Genomic DNA, 20,447 nt, shown 5'->3' on the forward strand with positions numbered 1-20,447 from the left:
AGAGGCTATGGCCCCCGGCCAAACCCCAATCGCCCAGTGGCCCACCGACGAAATTGGAAAGTCGTGACAGCTCCGAGGCCTCCGGCCACGATGCGCGTCCGGTCCCGGGCCATCCCGCCCCGGACCGGCTCCCTGGAACACTCGATCATGAATACCCGCTGGACGCGTCTCATCGCCGCTCTAACCGCCGTTCTCTCCCTCGCCGTTGTCATTCTCGCCACCGGATGCGCCGGCACGCCACGCCCGCCGAAGAAGTCGGGCTTTCTCTTCAACTATTCCAACCTCAGGCAGGTGGACGAGACCACCTGGCGCTTCGTCAACACCAACCGGCTCGCGCTCTACAGCAAGTTCATGATCGGCCCGATCCAGATCCTGCCCACGGAATTCGACGGCCGGCCGATCACGGAAGAGGAAAAGGCCCGCGCGACCGACTTCATCCGGGAGTCCGTGACCCGGGCACTCGAATCCCGCGGCTTCGAGGTCGTTCCCCGGGCTTTTGGGGAGATCGGCGAGATTCGCGTGGCGATCACCGACGTGTACAGGTCCCGCAGCCAGATCGGCTTGACGGTCGAGGGCTCCATCGTGGACTCGGCGTCCGCGTTTCAGGCGGCCGCGGTCATGAAGACCGAGCTGGCACCCGCGCAGCTGGGTTCGTGGTGGGATAACGCGCGCGGCCGCGGAATCATCAACTCTTGGGCGGAGCGCATGGCCGAAGCCATCGCCGACGCCCACGCCCACGCCGCCGGCAGATAGCGAGGGGGCCTCGAAGCCTCTCCCGGGGTGTCATGCCCCGGCCACGGCCCGGTCGGCCAGGATCTCGCGGAGCGCCGACACGCATCGGTGATTCTCCGCAGGCAGTCCCACGGAAATCCGGATCCAGTCCGGGAGCCCGTAACTGGCCATCGGCCGTGTGATCACTCCGCGCTCCTGGAGCGCGGCAAACACCGCGGCGCCGTCCCCGACCCTCGCGAGCACAAAGTTGGCGTGGCTGGGCACATGCTGCAGTCCCATCTGGGACAACGCCGCGTGCAGGTAGCCGAGTCCCAGCCGGTTGTTGGCGCGGGTGGCCGCCAGATGCCCGACGTCGTCCAGCGCGGCGAGTGCCCCCGCCTGGGCCACGGAATTGATGTTGAACGGCTGCCGCAGCCGTTCCAGCCCACCGATCAGTTCCGCGACGCCCATGCCGTACCCGAGGCGGAGTCCGGCGAGGCCAAAGATCTTGGAGAACGTGCGCACCAGCAGCAGGTTCGGATGCGTGCCCTCGCGGATCAGCGGCAGGCAGTCCGGGGGATCCTCAAGGAATTCCAGGTAGGCCTCGTCGAGAACCAGCAGCACGTGGGACGGCACGCCGGCGAGCAGTCCGCTCAGGGCTTCGCGGGTGATCAGGGTGCCCGTCGGGTTGTTGGGATTGGCCAGAAACACCACCCGGGTGCGGGGCGTGATGGCCCGGAGCATCGCGGGAACGTCGGCGCCGAATCCATGCGCCGGAACCGTCACCAGCCGGGCGCCAAACAGGGCGGTCACGATCGCATAGACCGCAAACGAGTACTCGGCCACCACGACCTCGTCGTCCGGACGCAACAGCGCATGGCCGACCAGTTCGAGGATCTCATTGGAGCCATTGCCCAGCACCAGCTGGTCGGGAGACAGGTAGAGGCGCGCAGCCAGGGCCTGCTTCAGGCGGATGGCGCCGCCGTCCGGATACAGATGCACCTCACGCACGGCCCGGGTCATGGCCTCCACGGCCTGCGGCGACGGCCCCAGGGGATTCTCGTTGGAGGCCAGTTTGATGATTGCCGACGGATCAAGGCCCAGATCCCGGGCCACCGCTTCGATCGGCCTCCCCGGCACGTACACCGGCAGACCGGTCACCTGGGGGTTGAACACGAGCGCACTCATGCGAGGCGACAGCATCCGCCCACGCATTGAAAAAGGCGAATCCGTTCGCGAGGTCCCCGGCGGAGGGGGTGCAGACGCGACAAGCCGGAGGTTGAATGCGCGCGAATCGAGGGCAGTCTGAGCGCGGTCCGTTCCTCAAGAACCCCGCATTCGAGACATGTTCCGCCACGACCGCCACCTCCGCCGCCTGCCGCCCCGCCGGTTCCCGGTTGCCCTCCTGCTCGCAGCCCTCGCGCTGCCGTCCATCGCCCAGGAGCGCAAGCCTGTCCCGAAGTACTTCGAGGAATCGTTTCCCTTCCAGATGGCCTGCATCAGCGCGGCGCAGCCGGAGGGCAACACCGCGATGAAGGGCATCGCCATCCGGGTCGGCAACGACGCCACCCTGCTGTTCGACACCGATTTGTGCCGGATGGCCGCAGGTTGGACCGGTGGCTTCATCACCAGCCGCGGCGTCGCCTTTGATGGCGCGCACGGGCATCATCCGGAGATGGAGGGCAACCAGGTGTTCGGCGTGGGCAACGGTCCCGGAGTGGCCGGGCCCGACGGCAGCTTTGCCGACCGGCGGTCCGAGCCGTTCGGCCCCATGGATGCCGCGGTGGCCAAGTGGCGCGGGCTTTCGGTCCACGGCGACCACGTGCTCCTGAAATACACCGTCGCTGGCGGCACGCGGGTTGCCGAGCAACCCGGCAGCGTGAAGATCGGGGACCAGGTGGTGCTTACCCGCACCCTCGGCATCGAGCCCGCGGTGGCCGACGGGAAGATCCCGGAGGCGTTCTCCATCGCGCTTGCCGATGTGGCAGACACAGGATCCTCGGCCTCCGGCGACGAAATCACGGTCGCGGATGGTGACCGCACGGTCCGCGTCGGTGCCGCCGGGCTGCCGGCCGGAGCCCGGCTCACGTTGCGCGAGGGTCGGATCTTCCTGCAGATGCCCAAGGGTGCCCCCGGTGGAACCGTGCGCATCGCGCTCTGGAGCGGGCCGGCCGCCGAATCCGCCGCGGTGGCCGGTGCAGCCGCGCAGGCTCCGGACCTTGCGGACTTCTCCAAGGGTGGTCCGCGGCGATGGACCGAATCCGTCGCGGTCCAGGGCCGGCTGAATACCAGTGCCACGCCCGATGGCGCCTATGTCACGGATGCCATTACCGCCCCGGATACCAACCCATGGAACCGCCGGGTCCGCTTTGGGGGCTTTGATTTTTTCCCCGATGGCCGCAGTGCCGCGTTCTGCACCCACGACGGCGACATCTGGATCGTCCGCGGGATTGACGATGCCCTGGAAAACCTGGAGTGGACCCGGTTCGCCTCCGGCCTCTACGAGCCGCTGGGGCTCGTGATCGTGGACGACGTGATCTACACCAGCGGCCGTGACGGCATCACGCGCTTCCGGGACCTGAACGGGGACGGCGAGGCTGACGAATATGAGGCGTTCAACCATGACGTGATGTCCACCGAAGGATTCCACGAGTTCGTCTTTGATTTGCACCGGGATCGCGACGGGAATTTTTACTTCGTGAAAGCCAATCCGGTGAACAGCGGTGGACGGGGATTCGGCGACCGCAACGCGTCGCGCGGCAACGGGTCCGTGTGCTCGCACGCCGGCTGCCTGTTCAAGGTGAGCTCGGACGGCTCGCGCTTCGAGGTCGTCGCCCGGGGCTTCCGGGCGCCAAACGGGATCGGGGTGCGTCCGGACGGCCAGGTGACGACGTCGGACAACGAGGGCACCTGGGTGCCGACGACGCCCTTGAACTGGGTGGACGGGCAGACCTTTCACGGGGTGATCAATGATCTCACGCCACCGGAGGTCGCGGAGCAGTTTGCCCCGCCGATCCTGTGGCTCTCGCACAACGACTACGACAATTCGGGCGGCGGCCAGATCTGGGTGACCAGCGACCGGTGGGGTCCCTACCAGGGCGAGCTGCTGCACCAGTCCTACGGCAAGTCGTCCCTGTTCCTCGTCATGCGCCAGGAGCTGCCCAACGGCCGCCAGCAGGCCGCGGCCACCCGGTTCCCGCTGCGGTTCACCAGCTCGGTGATGCGCGGACGCTGGGGCCCCGCGGACGGCCAGCTCTACATCGCCGGACTCAGCGAATGGCAGAGCAATGCCGCCCGGCAGACCGGCTTTGACCGCGTCCGCTACACCGGCAAGCCCGTGTATTCCGTGAGCGGGGTGCGTGTCGTCCCCGGCGGTGTGGAACTCACCTTCACCCAGCCGCTCGACAAGGCGTCCGCCGAGGATCTGGAGAACTGGAGTGGCAAGCGATGGAACTACGTGCGGAGCGAAGGCTATGGATCGCCGGAGGTCTCGGTGGCGGACCCCTCGAAAAAGGGCCGCGACACCATCAACATCTCCGGGGCGCGACTGGGTGCGGATGGCCGGACCGTGACGTTGACCATCGAGGATCTGAGGCCGGTGATGCAGCAGTCCCTGAAGTGGGACCTTGAGGCTGCGGACGGCACCCGCGTCTCGCAGGAGATCCAGCAGACGATTCACGAGGTGCCGGGCAAGCCGGTTTCGCGGGTTCCGGTCCCGTAGGGAGGGTGGCGCTTCGCGCAAGCCGGCGGCGTCCCACCACCGGGTAGGGCTGGCGTCCCGTCGGCCCCATTTAAGTCCGCGACCACGACGTCCCACGGCACCGTACGGTAATGCCACCCGCCGCCCTGACGTCGCGCGTCACCCCGCACCAAAGCGGCGGAGGGCCGCCGCACTCCACGGCGCTCTGCGCAATCCGGCGGTGAAACGGCACCTGCTGCGGCGCGCGGTCCGCTTGACAAAACGAACGCTTTTACGGACGTTTTTTCCACGACTTCGCTTCCGGTAACTCAAGCCCGTTCGAGGCTTTATCAGCTTCTCGACGCGGCCGCTGCGTCTCACGAACCCATCCAGATCACCGGCAAACGTTCCAATGCGGTTCTGGTGTCCGAGGACGACTGGCGGAGCATCCAGGAGACGCTGCACCTCCTCTCCATTCGGGGAATGCGTGACTCCATTCGCAAGGGACTGGGTGAGCCGCTCGACAAAGCCTCCTCCAAGCCCGGCCGGTGAGCCGGTCCGTTGTTTTCACCCGGCAGGCGCAGAAGGATGCCAGGAAGATTGCGTCCTCCAACCTCCGGCCACAGGCCCAGCGGCTCCTGGACATCATCGCCAGGAGTCCTTTTCAGACACCACCGCCGTACGAGAAGATGGTTGGCGACCTGTCGGCTGCGTATTCGCACCGCATCAACATCCAGCATCGTCTCGTGTATCAGATTTACGAGACGGAGCGCACGGCACAGTAGGCTGGACTTGTTCTTGATCATTGGGTCCTTGGTCCTTAGTCCTTTTCTGCAGCGCGCGGAGCGCGCCGGAAATATTTTCCAATTCCCGAGTTGGGCCGGATTCGGACCACCGCCACCGATGGCCGGCGCCAAGCGCCGGTCCAGTGCGCCGCGAAGTCCCGGTGGGCATACCGGTGGGGCGAGGGTCCTCACGAGCCGTACGTGCGGGGAGTCTCCACAGGCCAGGCCACGAGTTACCCGTACGGCTTGGCGGGAGCCTCGCCCCACCAGGCAAGGGCCCCACCGGGCAGTACGGTGCCCCCCGCGCGGTTTTGGAACTACGCGACGCTTCGACGTTCCCCATGCTCGGGCCAGGCGTCCGCATGATCCGTCGCCCTGCGGTGGCGCTCCGGCCCGTACCGAAAGCGGCGGAGGGCCGCCGCACTCCACGACGCTTGTCCGGGAGTTGAGGGTTCCGCCATTCTCCGGCGATGGACTTCCATGCGGCGGCCGGCGATGGGGCACGCACCCTGACCGTGCGTCCGATCGGGTTCCTGCGCGTGGCGAAACAGGTGAAGTTCGATACACGGCACCAGCCCGACGAGTCGGTCTGCGAGGAAAACCGGATCGAACTCCTCCCGGGCCACGGCTATGAGCAGGCCCTGCGCGACCTGGCGGGATTCTCGCGGGTCTGGATCCTTTCGTGGTTCGATCGCAATGAGGGATGGAGACCGCTGGTGTTGCCACCCCGCGGACCCGCCCGCAGGCGGGGGGTCTTCGCCACCCGCTCCCCGCATCGCCCCAATCCCATCGGGCTCACCGCGGCGCGCCTGGTGTCGGTCTCCGGACGCCACGTCACCGTGGGCCCCTGCGACCTGATGGACGGAACCCCGGTCCTGGACCTCAAGCCCTACCTCCCGGCGTACGACGCCTTCCCGCTGGCGGACGCCGGCTGGACGGAGTCCGTGGAACGTGCGGATCGCGAGGCGCCACGCTTCACCGTGTCCTTTGACTCCCATGCGCAGGTGCAGGCGGACTGGCTGCGCACGCACTGGGGGGTGGAGTTCCGTCCGCGGCTGGTGGAGCTGCTGTCGCGGGATCCGTCCGTGCATCGCGGCCGGCGGATTCGCGCGCGCGGTCCCGGGCTTCGTGTAATCGGCTGTGGCGCATGGCGGGCCGTGTTTGCGGTGCGGGAGACCGCGGTGGAAATCCGGAGCCTGGAGCCGGCTTATCCGCGACGGTTTCTGGAAGATCCGGCGCGGCACTCGATTCCGGATCGGGAGGCCCAGGAGGCGTTCCTCGATCGCTGGCCGGATCAGACACTCAGCGGCGGATGATCCCGGCTTCCCGTCGGGAGTAGCGTCGCGGGATGTGACAAGGGAATGATGGACAACGGTGCGGAATTCCCGGGTACGATGAGGGCGTCATGACCTCCTACGGACTCTTCATCAACGGCGACTTTGTGCCGGCCGCCGGCGGCAGACGTTTCACGACCCAGAACCCGGCCGATCGTCGCGAGACGGTGGCCGAGTATGCCCAGGGGGGCGCGGCGGATGCCGCCGCCGCCATTGCCGCGGCCAGCGAGGCGTTTCCCAAGTGGGCTGCGCAGACTTCCGTGGCCCGCGGACGCTTCCTGAGTCGTGCCTCCCAGATCCTGGAGTCCCGCAAGCCCGCCCTAGCGGAGTTGCTGGTGCGCGAGGAGGGCAAGACGCTGGCCGAGGCCACCGGCGAGGTGCAGCGCGCCGTGGACATCTTCCGCTTCCATGGCGGGTTGAGCTACACGCTGGGCGGCCAGACCCTGCCGCACGACCTGCCCCAGAATCTGCTGATCACGCGCCGCGAGCCGCTCGGGGTGGTGGCCCTGATCACGCCGTGGAATTTCCCCATCGCGATCCCCGCCTGGAAGCTGGCCCCCGCCCTCGTGTGCGGCAACACGGTGATCCTCAAGCCGGCCTCCGCCGCCCCGGCCATGGCGCTGGAGCTCGCACGGGCGCTGCACGAGGCGGGGTTGCCGCCCGGGGTGCTCAACGTGGTGTCCGGTGAGGGACGCGCCTTCGGCGAGGCCGTGGCCGCCCACCCGGCCGTGCAGGCGCTCAGCTTCACCGGCTCCCACGCCATCGGCACGCAGCTCTATCAGGCCGTGGCGCCGCGGCGGCTCCGGTGTCAGCTCGAAATGGGATCCAAGAATCCCACCCTGGTGCTGGCCGATGCCGACCTGGATCTGGCGGCCCGGCTGGTGGCGGTCGCGGGGTTCGGGCTCACCGGACAGGCCTGCACTGCGACCAGCCGGGTGATCGTGGAGCGTCCGGTGCTGGAGTCGTTCACCGAGAAGCTCGTCGCCCTCGCCCGATCCTGGAAAGTCGGGCCCGGACTGGTGGAAGGGGTCCAGATGGGTCCCGCGGTCCGTCAGTCCGAGCTCGAGGGCAATCTCGCGGCCATCCGGCACGCCCGCGCCGAGGGTGCGGACCTGATTTGGGGCGGTGCCCGGATCGAGACCGGCGACCTCGCGCATGGCTGGTTCATGCAACCCTCCGTCCTCGGCGGGGTGTTGCCCGGCATGCGCATCGCCCGTGAGGAGGTCTTTGGCCCCGTGGTCGCCGTGCTGGCGGTGGACAGCTTCGACGAGGCGATCGCGGTCGCCAACGGCGTGGATTACGGGCTGAGCGCCAGCCTGGTCACCCGCGATTTCCGCAAGGCCATGCTCTATGCCGAACGGATCGAATGCGGCGTCGTGAAAGTGAACCAGATCAGCACCGGACTCGCGCTCCAGGCACCCTTTGGCGGCGTGAAACACAGCAGCACCGACAGCTTCCGCGAACAGGGCACCGCCGGCCTCGACTTCTACAGCCGGATCAAGTCGGTGTATCTGGACTACTCGGTGTAGGCGGGCCGGGGGCGAAACCAATAGCCAGGGCTTTAGGGACCCCACACGCGGACGGCTCCGCGGAGCGTCGTACCGGGGGTTACCCGGTGGGGTGAGGCTCCTGCCGAACCGTACGTGTCGCCGCAAGCCGGACCTTTGGCGACTCCACACGCGGACGGCTCCGCGGAGCGTCGCCCTACCGGGGGGTAACCCGGTGGGGTGAGGCTCCCGCCGAACCGTACGTGGGACCGCGGGGTGACGTGGTGGGGACTGCATGGGCGCACGGCTCACCGGGAGAATCCCCACCGGGTTGGGGGACCGATGGGTGGTCTGATGGGCTGGGGATCTCACCCGGTGGGGTGAGGCCTTGACCCGGTGGGGTGAGGCTCCCGCCGAACCGTACGTGTCGCCGCAAGCCGGACCTTTGGCGACCCCACACGCGGACGGCTCCGCGGAGCGTTGCCCCACCGGGATGGGTCACCGCCGATTACGGGGTGCACACCACCGGTGGGCGGTCGCCGGTACCGGCAGTCACCCATTCGGTGACGATTCGCTCGCCCTCCGGGGAGGCGAGCGACACCCACTCCGCGTCGCCTGGACGCCGCACCAGCCGCATCGCCTGGGCCGCCGTGCGCCCCAACTCCGGGGCGGTTCCGGCGGCGCGGGCGGCGTCGAGCTGACGCTTCAACTCCGGCGTGGAGGTCTCCAGGTAGGCGATGGTCCATGTGCGCCGGTCGTCCGGACGGCCGTTCGTGGAAACGACGACGGCCCGGACGCCATCCTCGACCGCATCGTTGACCCCGCGGATGGGAGGCACGAGGCCGCGCTCGGCCACAAACAACCGGCGCTCGCTCAGGTCATAGAAGAATGCCTTCTCCGACACCCCCTCATTTGATCGGACGAATTTCCAGACCAGTCCGGCGGCCCCCGCGAGCAGGACCAGGGCCGTCACCAGCTTCCACATCTGGTCCCGGGCGGGGCTCATGCTTGGCGCTTCAATGCGGGTCCGCCTCCGCCGCCCACCAGCATTCGTTGGTGTTGCACGGGATTCGTCCGGCATTCATCAGGCGGCCACTGCCATCGGCGAAGGCATAGTTGGACTGGCCCGCGTGCCGCACCGATCCCTTGTCGCCCTGGGCAATCCGGTTGAAGCCGGCGCTGCGCGCATCGCCAAGCTCCTTCCAAATCCACCAGCGGTCCCTCGGCCAAACCCCGTTGGCATCGCTGTGACCGTCGCCGAAGAGGATGAGCTGGGAGGGGGCAACGATCTGAGGCCATCGGCAGAGGTTGTCCTCGTAGCCGGCCGGGCGTCCAAACGGCGGCCGCGCGCCCCCGGCCGTCCAGTGCACATTCACCCCGCCGAGGCCGCTGGGGATGTCCAGCTCGGCGTCCACAAAGGTCCCGAGAATCGCCGTGTTGCCCCGTCCCTGCCTCACGCCCGCCCGACGGCCCGAAGCGTACACCTCCACCTTCTCCGCCGGACAGTCGTACACCGCGGGCGTCCGGCCCGTGTAGGCAAACAGGTACGGTCGCCAGCACGTCTCACCTCCGGGGATCCGCGCCTGGATGGGTGGCAGCCATTCCGAATTGTCCCCGGAATACATGTGGGTCGCGAGGGCCAGTTGGCGGAGATTGTTGAGGCACGCGATGCCGGTCGCCCGGGCCTTGGCCTTGCTCAGCGAGGGCAGCAGCATCGAGGCGAGGATCGCGATGATGGCGATGACGACCAGCAACTCAATCAGCGTGAAGGCACGGCCGCCTCTCGACACGGCAACCCGCAAGAGCCGCCCGCCCCTTGGATGCTTCACGCGCATGGCTTCAAACGACCGGGCCACCATAGGGAGTTCCCTGCCTCCGCCCATTGCCTGTTTCGGGGGGACGAACTCCGCGCGGTCGTGACCCTGCCGTCACCCCCTTGTCGCCAGCACCCCCGCAATCCCGGGGTCGAACTGTTGGATGGACCTCCATCAGAACCCTCCGGCCGCGGTCAGGGCGCTGTCGCTGGTCCGGACCGCCTCGTTCGCTTGCGATGATTGGCGGCCCGGCGCGACACTGTCCAAGCAGTGTCCAAGTCATCCGCCAGGGTCACGCGCCTCGAGGTCCGGTACTGGAGTTCACGAATCTTCCGGAATTCGTACACACGACGTGGACGCCGATACCGGGTCCGCGGCTGGCACGTGAAGATTCAGGTGGGCGGGCGGCGGCGAACCTACGCGCTGCGGGCCACGCCGCGGGGCGCAGCCGCCGCGGAAGCTCTGGCCCTGTACCGGTCCCTGATCGGAGATGTCGAGGCCGCACGGGAGGCAACCGGGGCCCCGTCGGAGGCTGTCCCAGCTGCCGTGCCGGAGCGGATCCATCTGGTGCAACGGCCGCATGCACCCCGGATCGGATCGGAGGCCGGCTGGTCGGTGTGGCTGGAGACCGACGGACTTGGAGATTACTACCCGCTGGCGACTCCCGACGCCACCGAGGCCGCCCGTCGCGCCCACGGGTTGCTCGCCGCGGTGCGGTCGGAGGGCCTGCAGACGGTCCGCTCGCGGGAGCCCCGGGAGGTGACGCTCGCCCTGCGATGGTGCGCGGATCCGGTGATGTGGACCTACTGCTCGCTGCACACGCTGCCGAAGGCGGCGTCCCCCGGCGGGGCCAGGGCGGGGACGTCGGATCCGCCGGCCTGGCGGGTGGCGCTGGTCGAGCCGGACCCCGGGCTGCGCCAGGCCCTCTGGAGTCACTTGAGCCAGCATCCTGATTGCCGGCCCCTCGTGGCGTGGGGGCGTGCGGCGGAAGTCCCCGGCGGCCTGGAGAATTCCCCGGCCGACCTGCTGCTGGTCAGCCAGGTGCTCGGGGAGATTTCGGGTGCGGATCTCATCGCACGGCTCCGCCATCTCCGTCCGCGCCTGGTGTGTGTCGAGTACGCGGCGTTCTCGGACAGCGAGGAACTGTTTCGATCCACGCCCGGGGGTGCCTCGGCCTATTTTCTCCGACGCACGACTCCAGACCGCATGCTGGAGCCGCTTGAGGGGTGTCCGGCACCGCGCCATGGCGATCACGGCGCCTGGATGCGGACCGTGACCGGCTATTTCCAGCGGCTCGTTGGCGAGCCTGGATTTGCCCCCGCCTCGCCCCGCCTTTCCCGGCTGACCCCCCGCGAGCTCGAAATCCTCGGCCTGATTTCCCGTGGATTCCTCGACAAGGAGATCGCCCATCGCCTCCGCATCAGCGTGTGGACCGTGCATGGCCACGCGAAGCGGATCTTTGAGAAGCTGGGGGTTCATTCGCGAACCGAGGCCGCGGTGAAGTACCTGCAGAAATGAGGACCGTACGGCAACCCCACCCATTGCAGGCGCGGACCTGATCGGGGACCGCGACACGCGGTCCGTCCCGATCGGGCGTGCCGCCGTCCCCCTGAAACGGGCCATTGAGCTCCGGGAGGCTGGGAATAGGCTGCGGCCATGGGATCGCTGAATCCGTTGCCGGGTGGCGGACGTTCCCCGGATGGGGCGCCTTGCGGACTGCCGGCGCGGCGTCCGGGCTGGACCCTGCCGCAGCCCTACTTCACCGACACGGGGATCTACCGGTTGGACATCGAGCGGATCTGGAAGCAGGGCTGGTTGTTTGCGGGTCACGCCTGCGAGATTCCGCAGACTGGGGATTATTTCCTCGTCGAGTTCGACACCGAGTCCGTGATCGTGATCCGCGGCGCGCAAGGGGCGATTCACGCGCTGCACAACGTTTGCCGCCACCGCGGTTCCGTGATCTGCACGGAGCGCGAGGGTCATGCCACCCGGCTGGTCTGCCCGTACCACCAGTGGTCCTACGACCTCGACGGACGCCTCGTGGCATGGCGCGGGATGCAGTCCGATCTCGACAAGGCGGACTTCCCGCTGAACCGGGTCGCGGCCCGGGAAGTGGCCGGTCTGATCTTCATCTGCCTCGCCGGTTCGCCGCCGTCGTTTGACGCCGCAGCCGCCTGTCTGGGACCCGTGGCGCGTCCGCAGGGGTTGGACCGGGCACGCGTCGCCCGTGCGGTGGACTACGTGGTGCACGCCAACTGGAAGGTGGTCTGGGAAAACAACCGCGAGTGCTACCACTGCAACGTCAACCACCCCCAGTACACCCAGGCCAACTTCGACCACTACAATGCCGACGACACCCCGCCGCGGGTGCGTGAGGTGATGGCCGCGGTGGTGTCCCGAAGCGAGGCCCGATGGGCCTCGGCCGGCCTGGCACCAACCCGCACCGATCCCGGGATGACTCCGTTTCCGGATGCCGCGCGCGGCATCTGGTTCAGTGCCAACCGCACGCCACTTGTGGACGGCTGGGTGAGCGAGTCCATGGACGGCCGTCAGGTGGCGCCGCTGATGGGGGATTATCCCGATGCCGACGTCGGCACGCTGCGCGTGCGGACGCTCCCGAATTTCTGGAACCACTCCAGTTGCGACCATGCCGTCAGCACCCGGCTGCTGCCCCTCGGTCCGGAAGCCACAGCGGTCCGCGTCTGGTGGCTGGTGGCCGCCGATGCCGTCGAGGGCCGCGACTACGATCCGGCGACCCTGATGCCATTCTGGCAGCTGACCAGCGAGCAGGACTGGCTCATCTGCGAACGCCAGCAGAAAGGCATCCGGTCCAGCGCCTACCAGCCGGGACCGTACTCCACCTTCAAAGAGTACAACGTCGAGGCCTTCGTCGCCTGGTACCTGACCTGCCTCGGTGCCGGCGCCGAAGCACCGCCGGCCATGGCGGCAGCCCCCGATGACGATTCGCCCGTGCCGCTGCAATCCGCCGGACCCCGCTGATCCCGTTCGCATGTCCACACTGCCCGATTCCGAGTTCATCATCATTGGCGGCGGCGCCGTCGGCGCAGGCTGCGCCCATGCGCTGGCGCAAGCTGGCAAGACTGACGTGCTCGTGCTGGAGCGGGCTGACGACGTCGGCACCGTGACGACTTCGCAGGGGGCCGGACTTTGCGGCCAGGTGCGCGACACGGTGGAGCGCACCCGCCTGGCCATGCATTCCGTGAGGGTCTTCCGGGAGCTGCAGCGGTCCGAGGTTCCCCCCGACTGGAACGAGGTGGGCTCCCTGCGGATCGCGTTGAGCCCGGAACGCGCCGGGGAGTTCCGCAGACTGAAGGCCGTCGCTGATGAGGCGGGGCTCGGGGTGGAGCTGCTCGATGCGGGGGAGGCGCGACGGCTCTGGCCGTTGATGAACTTCGACGGGGTCACCGCCGTGCTGTGGTGTCCGACCGACGGCTGCATGACACCGTCCTGCGTCGCCGCCTCCTACCGGCATCATGCCACGAATCTCGGAGTGCGCTTCGCCACGGCCACGGCCCTGGAGGGCCTCGTGATCCGCGAGGGCCGCATCTGCGGGGTCCGGACCAACCGGGGGACGGCGGCGTGCCGTTACGTCATCAATGCGGCGGGCGCCAATGCCTATCACGTCGCGCGCATGGCCGGCCTCGAGCTCCCGATTTTTCCCGTGCGTCATGAATATTTTGTGACCGTGCCGATGGAGGGCCTGACCCCGGATCTGCCCTGCTTCCGGATTCCGGAGCTCACCCTGTACGGCCGGGTTCGCGAAGGCGGCCTGCTGCTGGGAGGCTGGGAGCGCGCGGCGCAGAGCCGGGATCCGCGCAGCTTCACCCCCGACAACGAACCGCCGCCGGTGGTGACGGACTGGGGAGTTCTGAGGGGTTTCGAGGCGGACTTCTCCCGGTTGTTTCCCACCGCACAGACCGCGGCAAAGGCGCGGGTGGGCAAGGGATGGCCAACCTTCACGCCCGACGGCCGCTTCCTCATCGGCGAGAGTTCCCGGGTCCCCGGCTTCGTCATGGCGGGCGGTTGCAACGCCCACGGCATCTCCGGTTCCGGCGGCATCGGCCGGCTGCTGGTGGAAGCCCTGGTCGAGCCTCATCCGGGGGCGTATGTGCGCAGCCTGAGCCCGGATCGCTTCAATGATCTCGGGGTGTCGTGGGAGGAGGCGCAGCAGCAGGCCGTCCGGGTGTACGAGACCTATTACGGGGTCTGACGGGGCAGCCGAGCCTCCCCCTGCAGATGTCCGACCCGCTGGGATGAACTCGCGGGCGACATGCGCATCCTCTCCCGCCCCGCCCTCACCCCGCACCGCACCGCCGCCAACCTGACCGCCTGGTTTGTCCTGCCGACCGGCTCCGGACCGGACCCCGATTCCGGACCCGACTATGCCGTCCTCGAGGAGGCCCTCGACCGGAAGGAGGCCGTCCTGCACGAGACGGGCAACGTCAACGAGCTGGTGATCGAAAACCTCGGGGACGCCGATCTGTTCATCCAGGCGGGCGACCTGGTGAAGGGCGGCCGGCAGGACCGCACCCTGGGTGCCGACTTCATCGTTCCGGCGCGTTCCGGCAGGGTCCCGATTCCTGCGTTCTGCGTGGAGTCCGGACGCTGGAGCCGGCGCCGCGGTGAGTCGGAGTTCCAGTTCTCGAAGTCGAGCGACATGGCGTCCTCGAAGAAGCTGCGGGCCCTCCTTCGCACCCGTGGGAATCAGGGGGCCGTCTGGGAATCGGTGGCCGAAATGCAGCAAAAGCTCGGTCATGGCGTGCAGGCCGACGCCACCTCCGGACTCTCCCCCTCCAGCCTCCAGCTCTCGGTTGAAAAGCGGGAGGTGGTCGTGGCGGTCGAGGACTACCTCCGCCAACTGGGCGCTCCGCCGGACCCTGCCGCCATGGGCGTGGTTTGGGCGATCAATGGCCGCCTCAGTCATGCCGACGTCTATGCCAGCCCCGTCGTTTTCAGGAAGGTGTGGCGGAAGTTGCTCCGGGCCGCGGCGCTGGAGGCCCTGGGCGAGCGGTCGGGCGGGCGTGTGCCGGCGGATCCCGATCCGGCCGCCGTGACGGCGTGGCTTGCAACGCCAGCAGCGGCGGCCGCCTCCGAGGAACCCCTCCCGCCGCGCACGCGCATCACCACGCGAAGGATGGGGAGCCGCCTGCACAGCGAGACGGTGGACCTGGTGGACCGCGCCGCGCCGGTGCCGGTCCACGTCAGCGTGCTGGAAACCGCTTGAGACCGGCTCAGACGGCGCCGAACCGGCGGTGACGCCGGGCGTATTCCTCCAGCGCCTCGCAGAACTGCGCCTTTCGGAAGTCGGGCCAGAGCGTGGGGGTGACCACGAACTCCGCATAGGAGATCTGCCAGAGGAGGAAATTGCTGACCCTCATTTCACCGCTGGTGCGGATGAGGAGGTCGGGATCCGGCCAGTGACGGGTGTACAGGTGTTCGGACACCATCCGCTCGTTGATCTCGGCCGGGTCCACTCCCCCACGTTTCACCTGGTCGGCGATGGCCCGCACCGCCTCCACGATCTCCGTGCGCCCGCCATAGCTGAGGGCGACGATGAGGGTGAGGCCGTTGTTGCGCGCCAGGAGCTGGCGGGTGCTTTCGAGCTGCGCCTGGACCGCCTCGGGCAGCCGCCAGATCTGTCCGATGGCCTCCAGCCGCACGTTGTTCCGCTGCAATTCCGCCGCCTCGTTGCGCAGGTAGCGCGCGAGGAATTTCATGAGCGTGTCCACCTCGTCCTTGGGGCGGTTCCAGTTCTCGACGGAGAACGCGTACAGGGTGAGGTACTTGATTCCCAGCTCACCGGCGGCCCGGACGATGGCCCGGACGGACTCGGCGCCCGCCCGATGCCCTTCGACCCGCGGCCGCATGCGTGCCTTGGCCCAGCGGCCGTTGCCATCCATGATGAGGGCGACGTGCTGCGGCAGGCTGGCCATCGCGGCCGCCGAAAGACGGGGCTCGGCACTCACGCGGGCGCCTCAGAGAAACAGGGTCTGCTCGCGCGCCGGGCCCACGGAAACCAGGGTCAGGCGTGCACCGGTCAACTGCGCGAGGGTGAGCAGGTAATGCCGGCAGTTCACCGGCAGATCCTCCCACCGGGTGATCGCCTCGGTCGGCGCCTGCCATCCCGGGAATTCCTCATACACCGGCTCGCAGCGCGCGAGGGCCTCGGCATCCGCAGGCACGTGCTGAATCCGGACCCCGTCGAGCCGGTACGCGGTGCACACCCGGATGGTGCCGAGCGTGTCGAGGCCGTCCACATTGGTCACCGCCAGTTCGTCAATCCCGTTGACCATCGCGGCGTGACGGGTGGCGACCGCATCGAACCATCCGCAGCGGCGCGCCCGCCCGGTCGTCGCCCCAAATTCACGCCCCATGCCGTGCAGCATGCCGCTGACGCCGGGATCCTCGGTCGGCAGCGGCCCCTCGCCCACCCGGGTGGTATAGGCCTTCATCACGCCCACGACGCAATCCATGCGGTTGGGCGGGACCCCGGAGCCGGTGCAGGCGCCACCGGCGGTGGTGCTGGACGAGGTCACGTACGGGTAGGTGCCGTGATCAATGTCGAGGAAGGTGCCCTGGGCGCCCTCGAACAGAATGTTGGCGCTCCGGCGGGTGGCCTCATGGAGGTAGAGGACGGTGTTCCGGACGAAGGGGCGGAGGCGGTCGGCGGCGGCCGAGTAATCGCGAAGGAGGGTCTCGTAATCAAGCGGTGCGGCGCCGAGGGCCCGGAGAACTTCGTTGTTTTCATCCAGCCGCTCCCGGAGCCGTTCGGGGAACCGCCGGGTGTTGATCAGGTCAATCATCCGCAAACCGACCCGGGCGGCCTTGTCGCCGTAGGTCGGCCCGATGCCGCGCTTGGTGGTGCCGAGTTTCTGCTGTCCCTTGCGCACTTCCCGCCGGCCGTCGAGTTCGCGGTGCCACGGGAAGACGACGTGCGCGGTCTCGGAGATCTGCAGGTTGTCCGGCGAAACCGGCACCTGAAGCTTTTCGAGGCCGTCCAGTTCGGCGACGACCCCGACCGGGTCCAGCACGACGCCGTTGCCGATCACGCACACCTTGGACGGGCGGAGGATCCCGCTCGGGATGAGGTGCAGCACGTACTTGGTGGGCCCGACGTACACCGTGTGCCCGGCATTGTTGCCCCCGGCGGTCCGGACCACGATCTCCGCCTGCTCCGTGAGCACATCAATGATCTTGCCCTTGCCCTCGTCGCCCCACTGGGCGCCGACCAGAATCGTATTGGCCATGGAAACTCGGTGTCTCCGGCAGAAAAATGCCCCGAACGCAAGTTCGGGGCGGCCCGCCGGTCTTTGCCCCGGGAAGCTAGGATTCCCCGGGAGGAGGTGTCAACGCGTCAGGGCGCGCCAGCGCCGGCTGGACATTGAAGGCGATGCTGATGCGTTCCTCGCAGTCCCCCGCCTCCACGCCATGGGGCAGCCAGCTCGGAAACAGCACCAGCAACAGGTTCCGGGGCTGGGCCACGAACTTCTCCCGCGCGCGGGCCGGGGTCATCGGGCGGTCCGGACGCAGCGGCAGGCACTCCATCACCGCCGCCGGCCGCGGATCGTTGAAGAAAAGACGGCCGGCGCCGGGCGGTGTCTCCAGATACACCGTGCCGCTCAGCCAGCATCCGGGATGCACATGCACGACGTTGTAGCCGCCCCGGTCGTGGACATTGGCCCAGGCGGGGACCGTGAAGGTGAGGCTCCCGCGCCGCACGCCGTAGTCGTCCAGCACGGCCCGGATGGAGGGAACGAGACGATCCCGCAGGGGGGCAAACGCCGGGAGATCAAAGAGGTTGCTGGCGCTGCGCCAGCCATTGCGGTTGGACTTGCGCTCCGCCGCCTCCCCGCCGCTTCGCCGAAGGTCGCGCACCGCCTCGACCAGCGCGCCGCGGATGGGCTCCAACTCCGTGAGATCCTCCAGCCAGATGGGGGTGGCGAAGGCGTCAATCCGATTCATGGGACGGGGGCGCCGCCCACGCGCCTCCGGGAACGGCGGCGGGTCGGCGGCGGAACTGGGTCAGGGGTCTTCAGACGCGTGCCGGAACCTCAAAGCCCTTCCGGTACGCCCCGGCGAGCTGGTGGTTGGCTTCCCGGTTCTTCTCGAACTGCTCCGAGGCCGGATCCATTTTGAGAAAGGCGCCGAGGGTGATGGGCGACGCGGTCAGATCCACCCAGTTGGCCGTGAGGTGTGCGGCCATGCGGTCAAAGGACTCGGCCATTGCCGGCAGGTCCTGGAAGCGCTCCCGGATCGCCCCGGGCGCGAGCGTTTCCCCCATGCGGTAGCTCACGTTGCCGGTGTGACACAGGGCGCTGCTGAGATGTCCCTCCAGGATCTCGGCGTTCAGCGTGCCGGCGTTCCGGCTGCGGACTGCGGCAATGAAGTTGGCGTAGTGATCGGCACCGCCCTTGAACCGCTTCACTTCGTTGCCGTCGCGGTCGTAGGCGATCGCGCTGTCGTAGCTGGGGATCACCAGGGTGCCATTCCGGCACTCGACGATCACCCCGACCCGGGCGCCGCGAAGGTCATCCATGTTCTGGCCCCATGCCTTGGGATCGTGGAACTCCCGGGAGCGGGGCAGCCCGCGCACCTCGAAGATCAACGGCGCCTTTGCGTAACCGTGATAGACGATCTGCGTGTTGGGCGTGTTGCCGTCATCCACATAACCGAAGCGACCGCCCACGCTGAACACCAGCGGGCTGAGATGATTCTCGCCCAGCACCCAGCGGCCGATGTCCATCTGGTGGATGCCCTGGTTGCCCAGGTCGCCGTTGCCCGTCGAGAACACCCAGTGCCAGTCGTAGTGGAGCTTCTCGCGCATCAGCGGCTCCATCGGCGCCGGGCCGCACCACAGGTCGTAGTCCACCGTGTCCGGCACCGGGGTCGGGCCGGACACCTTGCCGATGCTCTGGCGGGGCTTGTAGCAGAGGCCGCGCACCAGCGTGATGTCCCCGAGATTGCCGTCGCGGATCCAGGCCACGGCCTCCTGCAGGCCCGGATTCGACCGGCTCTGGGTGCCGGTCTGGACGATGCGGTTGTACTGGCGTGCGGCATTGACGATCTGCCGGCCCTCCCACGCATTGTGGGACACCGGCTTCTCCACGTACACGTCCTTGCCGGCCTGACAGGCCCAGATGCTGATCAAGGCGTGCCAATGGTTGGGGGTCGCCGTGGCGATGGCGTCCACTTCCTTGCTCTCGAGCAGTTTCCGGACGTCGGTGTACGTGGCGACCGGGTTGCCGTCGTCGGCCAGCCGGGTGGCCTCCCGATCGAGCACCGTGCGGTCCACATCGCACAGGGCGACCAGGCGGACACCGGGCAGCTTGCGGAAGCCATGGATGTGGTCCATGCCGCGGCTGTTGAATCCGACAACGGCGACGCGGATATCGCCATTGGCGCCGAGCACCGATCCGGGAGCCGGGGCGCCGCGGAGGGAGAGCAGGCCACCGGGAAGGGCGAGGGCGGTGCCGGCCGCGGCCGACCGACGAAGGAAGTCTCTGCGGTTCGTCTTCATGGGAATTCAGTCGTGAGCAGACCAGACGTACGATACGCGAACAAGACGATTCAGCGGGGCGCCGTTTTCACCCATTCTTCATGGCGGACTGGAATGCCCGCCGCTTCCGTGTCCCCGGGATGGAAAATGAATCGGTACCGGAAGGTGACCTCGTCGGCGGCGGGAATCTTCAGATTGCCGGTCCCGGCCTCCTTTTTCTCAAAGTCGTGAACGCCAAAGGGGTTTGCAGCAAACAGCCCGTAATCCCGCACATGCCACCAGGTCGGGTGCCGCGGATTCGACGGGTGATCCAGGATCGCCACGCCCATCACCTCGCCACCCACCGGCCCGACGTAATCGCACCATGCCGCCCGGCGGCCCCAGGTGGCCCCGTCCCGATCCCCCTCGGAATTGATGATCCGTCCCTCCCCCGGGCGCCCCTTGGGCTGGGTCAACCGCATGGATTCGGCGATGCGGATGGCCATGGTCCCCTCCTTGGTGTCCCCGAGCACCAGGTCGCCAGCCGTGGCCTGCACGGTGATCTCGAAGTCCACGATCCGTTGCGGGCCCCTGGGCGCATGGAACCGCAGGGTGCGCCGGTCGGTGGCAATCGTCCGGCCGTCCTTCGAGACCCAACGGTTGCGCGCCGTGATGACGCCCTGGTCGCGTCCGGACTCCAGCACGTCAAATCCCTCGTGAACGATCCGTCCTGCGTCCGCGGATTCGCTCCAGAAGTCCACCCCGTTGGCGTCGCCGTGCGCCCACCAGAGTCCGCGATGATGTGGATGATCCCGGTCCTCGCCGCCCGGATCCTCCTGCGGCCAGCGACGGGTGAAATGCTGTCCATCCGGACCCAGAATGGGGAACAGGAACGGACGCGATACGTCCTGGTACCGGTACTCGGTGAAGGGCTTTCCGCCGAGGGTCACCCGGACCACGCCGTTGGTGGCCACCACCCCAACGGCGTTCGGAGTCTCCCCATCGGCGGCGCACAGCAGGGGCGCCATCAGCCCGCAGATCAGTCCAGCGGCTCCCAGCAGCGCGGCGCGCTCCTGGAGCCCTCGAAAGCGGGAAAATTTCATGTCCGGAGCATGCGAGTCCCAGGAAACAGGGGTCAATC

17 protein-coding genes and 1 pseudogene are annotated in these 20,447 nt (G+C 68.1%); 10 read left to right on the plus strand and 8 right to left on the minus strand.

Annotated elements, in window-relative coordinates:
• Nucleotides 1-147 precede the first annotated feature (147 nt).
• Complete coding sequence (locus KF791_03055) at nt 148-753, plus strand: DUF3313 family protein (GenBank protein MBX3731554.1); 606 nt, start codon at nt 148-150, stop codon at nt 751-753.
• Between the two features lie 30 nt (nt 754-783).
• On the opposite strand, the gene KF791_03060 is transcribed toward KF791_03055, so the two are convergent.
• A complete protein-coding gene (locus tag KF791_03060; protein MBX3731555.1) occupies nt 784-1,899 on the minus strand; it encodes a histidinol-phosphate transaminase in 1,116 nt (371 codons plus the stop codon).
• Between the two features lie 157 nt (nt 1,900-2,056).
• Here KF791_03060 and KF791_03065 point away from each other — a divergent pair, with 157 nt between their 5' ends.
• The 5 genes and pseudogenes from KF791_03065 (at nt 2,057) to KF791_03085 (ending at nt 8,038) form a co-directional block, all read left to right on the plus strand.
• On the plus strand, nt 2,057-4,432 hold the full coding sequence (locus tag KF791_03065) for a hypothetical protein (GenBank protein ID MBX3731556.1): 2,376 nt from the start codon (nt 2,057-2,059) through the stop codon (nt 4,430-4,432).
• 285 nt (nt 4,433-4,717) lie between these two features.
• Nucleotides 4,718-4,942: pseudogene (locus KF791_03070) on the plus strand (type II toxin-antitoxin system Phd/YefM family antitoxin).
• Nucleotides 4,939-5,175 carry a Txe/YoeB family addiction module toxin gene (locus tag KF791_03075; protein MBX3731557.1) on the plus strand — a complete coding sequence of 79 codons (237 nt, stop codon included), beginning with the start codon at nt 4,939-4,941 and terminating at the stop codon, nt 5,173-5,175. Before KF791_03070 ends, KF791_03075 begins: the two are co-directional and overlap by 4 nt.
• A gap of 470 nt (nt 5,176-5,645) precedes the next feature.
• A complete protein-coding gene (gene tsaA, locus KF791_03080; protein MBX3731558.1) occupies nt 5,646-6,491 on the plus strand; it encodes a tRNA (N6-threonylcarbamoyladenosine(37)-N6)-methyltransferase TrmO in 846 nt (281 codons plus the stop codon).
• 89 nt (nt 6,492-6,580) lie between these two features.
• The gene (locus KF791_03085) at nt 6,581-8,038 is read left to right on the plus strand and encodes an aldehyde dehydrogenase family protein (GenBank protein ID MBX3731559.1); all 1,458 of its coding nucleotides are present in this window, start codon (nt 6,581-6,583) and stop codon (nt 8,036-8,038) included.
• A gap of 466 nt (nt 8,039-8,504) precedes the next feature.
• Here KF791_03085 and KF791_03090 read toward each other — a convergent pair whose 3' ends face one another.
• Nucleotides 8,505-9,002, minus strand: a complete 498-nt coding sequence (locus tag KF791_03090) for a hypothetical protein (GenBank protein MBX3731560.1) — start codon at nt 9,000-9,002, stop codon at nt 8,505-8,507.
• 10 nt (nt 9,003-9,012) lie between these two features.
• Nucleotides 9,013-9,831, minus strand: a complete 819-nt coding sequence (locus KF791_03095; GenBank protein MBX3731561.1) for a prepilin-type N-terminal cleavage/methylation domain-containing protein — start codon at nt 9,829-9,831, stop codon at nt 9,013-9,015.
• A gap of 249 nt (nt 9,832-10,080) precedes the next feature.
• Here KF791_03095 and KF791_03100 point away from each other — a divergent pair, with 249 nt between their 5' ends.
• The 4 genes from KF791_03100 to KF791_03115 all read left to right on the plus strand — a co-directional run bounded on the left by KF791_03100 (nt 10,081) and on the right by KF791_03115 (nt 15,055).
• The gene (locus KF791_03100) at nt 10,081-11,328 is read left to right on the plus strand and encodes a response regulator transcription factor (protein ID MBX3731562.1); all 1,248 of its coding nucleotides are present in this window, start codon (nt 10,081-10,083) and stop codon (nt 11,326-11,328) included.
• Between the two features lie 138 nt (nt 11,329-11,466).
• Nucleotides 11,467-12,810: an aromatic ring-hydroxylating dioxygenase subunit alpha gene (locus KF791_03105; protein ID MBX3731563.1), complete on the plus strand. Its 1,344-nt coding sequence runs from the start codon at nt 11,467-11,469 to the stop codon at nt 12,808-12,810.
• Between the two features lie 10 nt (nt 12,811-12,820).
• Nucleotides 12,821-14,041, plus strand: coding sequence for an FAD-binding oxidoreductase (locus KF791_03110; protein ID MBX3731564.1), 1,221 nt, complete (start codon nt 12,821-12,823; stop codon nt 14,039-14,041).
• A 60-nt stretch (nt 14,042-14,101) separates the two neighbouring features.
• Nucleotides 14,102-15,055 (plus strand): hypothetical protein, encoded by a 954-nt coding sequence (locus tag KF791_03115; protein MBX3731565.1) that lies wholly within the window; start codon nt 14,102-14,104, stop codon nt 15,053-15,055.
• Nucleotides 15,056-15,062: 7 nt separating this feature from the next.
• Here KF791_03115 and KF791_03120 read toward each other — a convergent pair whose 3' ends face one another.
• The 5 genes from KF791_03120 to KF791_03140 all read right to left on the minus strand — a co-directional run bounded on the left by KF791_03120 (nt 15,063) and on the right by KF791_03140 (nt 20,409).
• The gene (locus KF791_03120; protein ID MBX3731566.1) at nt 15,063-15,764 is read right to left on the minus strand and encodes an isoprenyl transferase; all 702 of its coding nucleotides are present in this window, start codon (nt 15,762-15,764) and stop codon (nt 15,063-15,065) included.
• A 42-nt stretch (nt 15,765-15,806) separates the two neighbouring features.
• Complete coding sequence (locus KF791_03125) at nt 15,807-17,078, minus strand: adenylosuccinate synthase (protein ID MBX3731567.1); 1,272 nt, start codon at nt 17,076-17,078, stop codon at nt 15,807-15,809.
• Nucleotides 17,079-17,154: 76 nt separating this feature from the next.
• Nucleotides 17,155-17,793 carry a 2OG-Fe(II) oxygenase family protein gene (locus KF791_03130; protein ID MBX3731568.1) on the minus strand — a complete coding sequence of 213 codons (639 nt, stop codon included), beginning with the start codon at nt 17,791-17,793 and terminating at the stop codon, nt 17,155-17,157.
• A 70-nt stretch (nt 17,794-17,863) separates the two neighbouring features.
• Nucleotides 17,864-19,348 (minus strand): Gfo/Idh/MocA family oxidoreductase, encoded by a 1,485-nt coding sequence (locus tag KF791_03135; GenBank protein ID MBX3731569.1) that lies wholly within the window; start codon nt 19,346-19,348, stop codon nt 17,864-17,866.
• Between the two features lie 50 nt (nt 19,349-19,398).
• Nucleotides 19,399-20,409 (minus strand): PmoA family protein, encoded by a 1,011-nt coding sequence (locus KF791_03140; GenBank protein MBX3731570.1) that lies wholly within the window; start codon nt 20,407-20,409, stop codon nt 19,399-19,401.
• Nucleotides 20,410-20,447: the final 38 nt, after the last annotated feature.

The sequence above is a fragment of the Verrucomicrobiia bacterium genome (assembly GCA_019634635.1).
Classification (GTDB): Bacteria; Verrucomicrobiota; Verrucomicrobiia; order Limisphaerales; family UBA9464; genus UBA9464.

Excerpts from the sequence above, each read along its gene's own strand:
- KF791_03055 (MBX3731554.1), top strand. The coding sequence starts at position 148 with ATGAATACCCGCTGGACGCGTCTCATCGCCGCTCTAACCGCCGTTCTC.
- KF791_03060 (MBX3731555.1), bottom strand. The coding sequence starts at position 1,899 with ATGAGTGCGCTCGTGTTCAACCCCCAGGTGACCGGTCTGCCGGTGTAC.
- KF791_03065 (MBX3731556.1), top strand. The coding sequence starts at position 2,057 with ATGTTCCGCCACGACCGCCACCTCCGCCGCCTGCCGCCCCGCCGGTTC.
- tsaA (MBX3731558.1), top strand. The coding sequence starts at position 5,646 with ATGGACTTCCATGCGGCGGCCGGCGATGGGGCACGCACCCTGACCGTG.
- KF791_03085 (MBX3731559.1), top strand. The coding sequence starts at position 6,581 with ATGACCTCCTACGGACTCTTCATCAACGGCGACTTTGTGCCGGCCGCC.
- KF791_03090 (MBX3731560.1), bottom strand. The coding sequence starts at position 9,002 with ATGAGCCCCGCCCGGGACCAGATGTGGAAGCTGGTGACGGCCCTGGTC.
- KF791_03095 (MBX3731561.1), bottom strand. The coding sequence starts at position 9,831 with ATGCGCGTGAAGCATCCAAGGGGCGGGCGGCTCTTGCGGGTTGCCGTG.
- KF791_03105 (MBX3731563.1), top strand. The coding sequence starts at position 11,467 with ATGGGATCGCTGAATCCGTTGCCGGGTGGCGGACGTTCCCCGGATGGG.
- KF791_03110 (MBX3731564.1), top strand. The coding sequence starts at position 12,821 with ATGTCCACACTGCCCGATTCCGAGTTCATCATCATTGGCGGCGGCGCC.
- KF791_03115 (MBX3731565.1), top strand. The coding sequence starts at position 14,102 with ATGCGCATCCTCTCCCGCCCCGCCCTCACCCCGCACCGCACCGCCGCC.
- KF791_03120 (MBX3731566.1), bottom strand. The coding sequence starts at position 15,764 with ATGGCCAGCCTGCCGCAGCACGTCGCCCTCATCATGGATGGCAACGGC.
- KF791_03125 (MBX3731567.1), bottom strand. The coding sequence starts at position 17,078 with ATGGCCAATACGATTCTGGTCGGCGCCCAGTGGGGCGACGAGGGCAAG.
- KF791_03130 (MBX3731568.1), bottom strand. The coding sequence starts at position 17,793 with ATGAATCGGATTGACGCCTTCGCCACCCCCATCTGGCTGGAGGATCTC.
- KF791_03135 (MBX3731569.1), bottom strand. The coding sequence starts at position 19,348 with ATGAAGACGAACCGCAGAGACTTCCTTCGTCGGTCGGCCGCGGCCGGC.
- KF791_03140 (MBX3731570.1), bottom strand. The coding sequence starts at position 20,409 with ATGAAATTTTCCCGCTTTCGAGGGCTCCAGGAGCGCGCCGCGCTGCTG.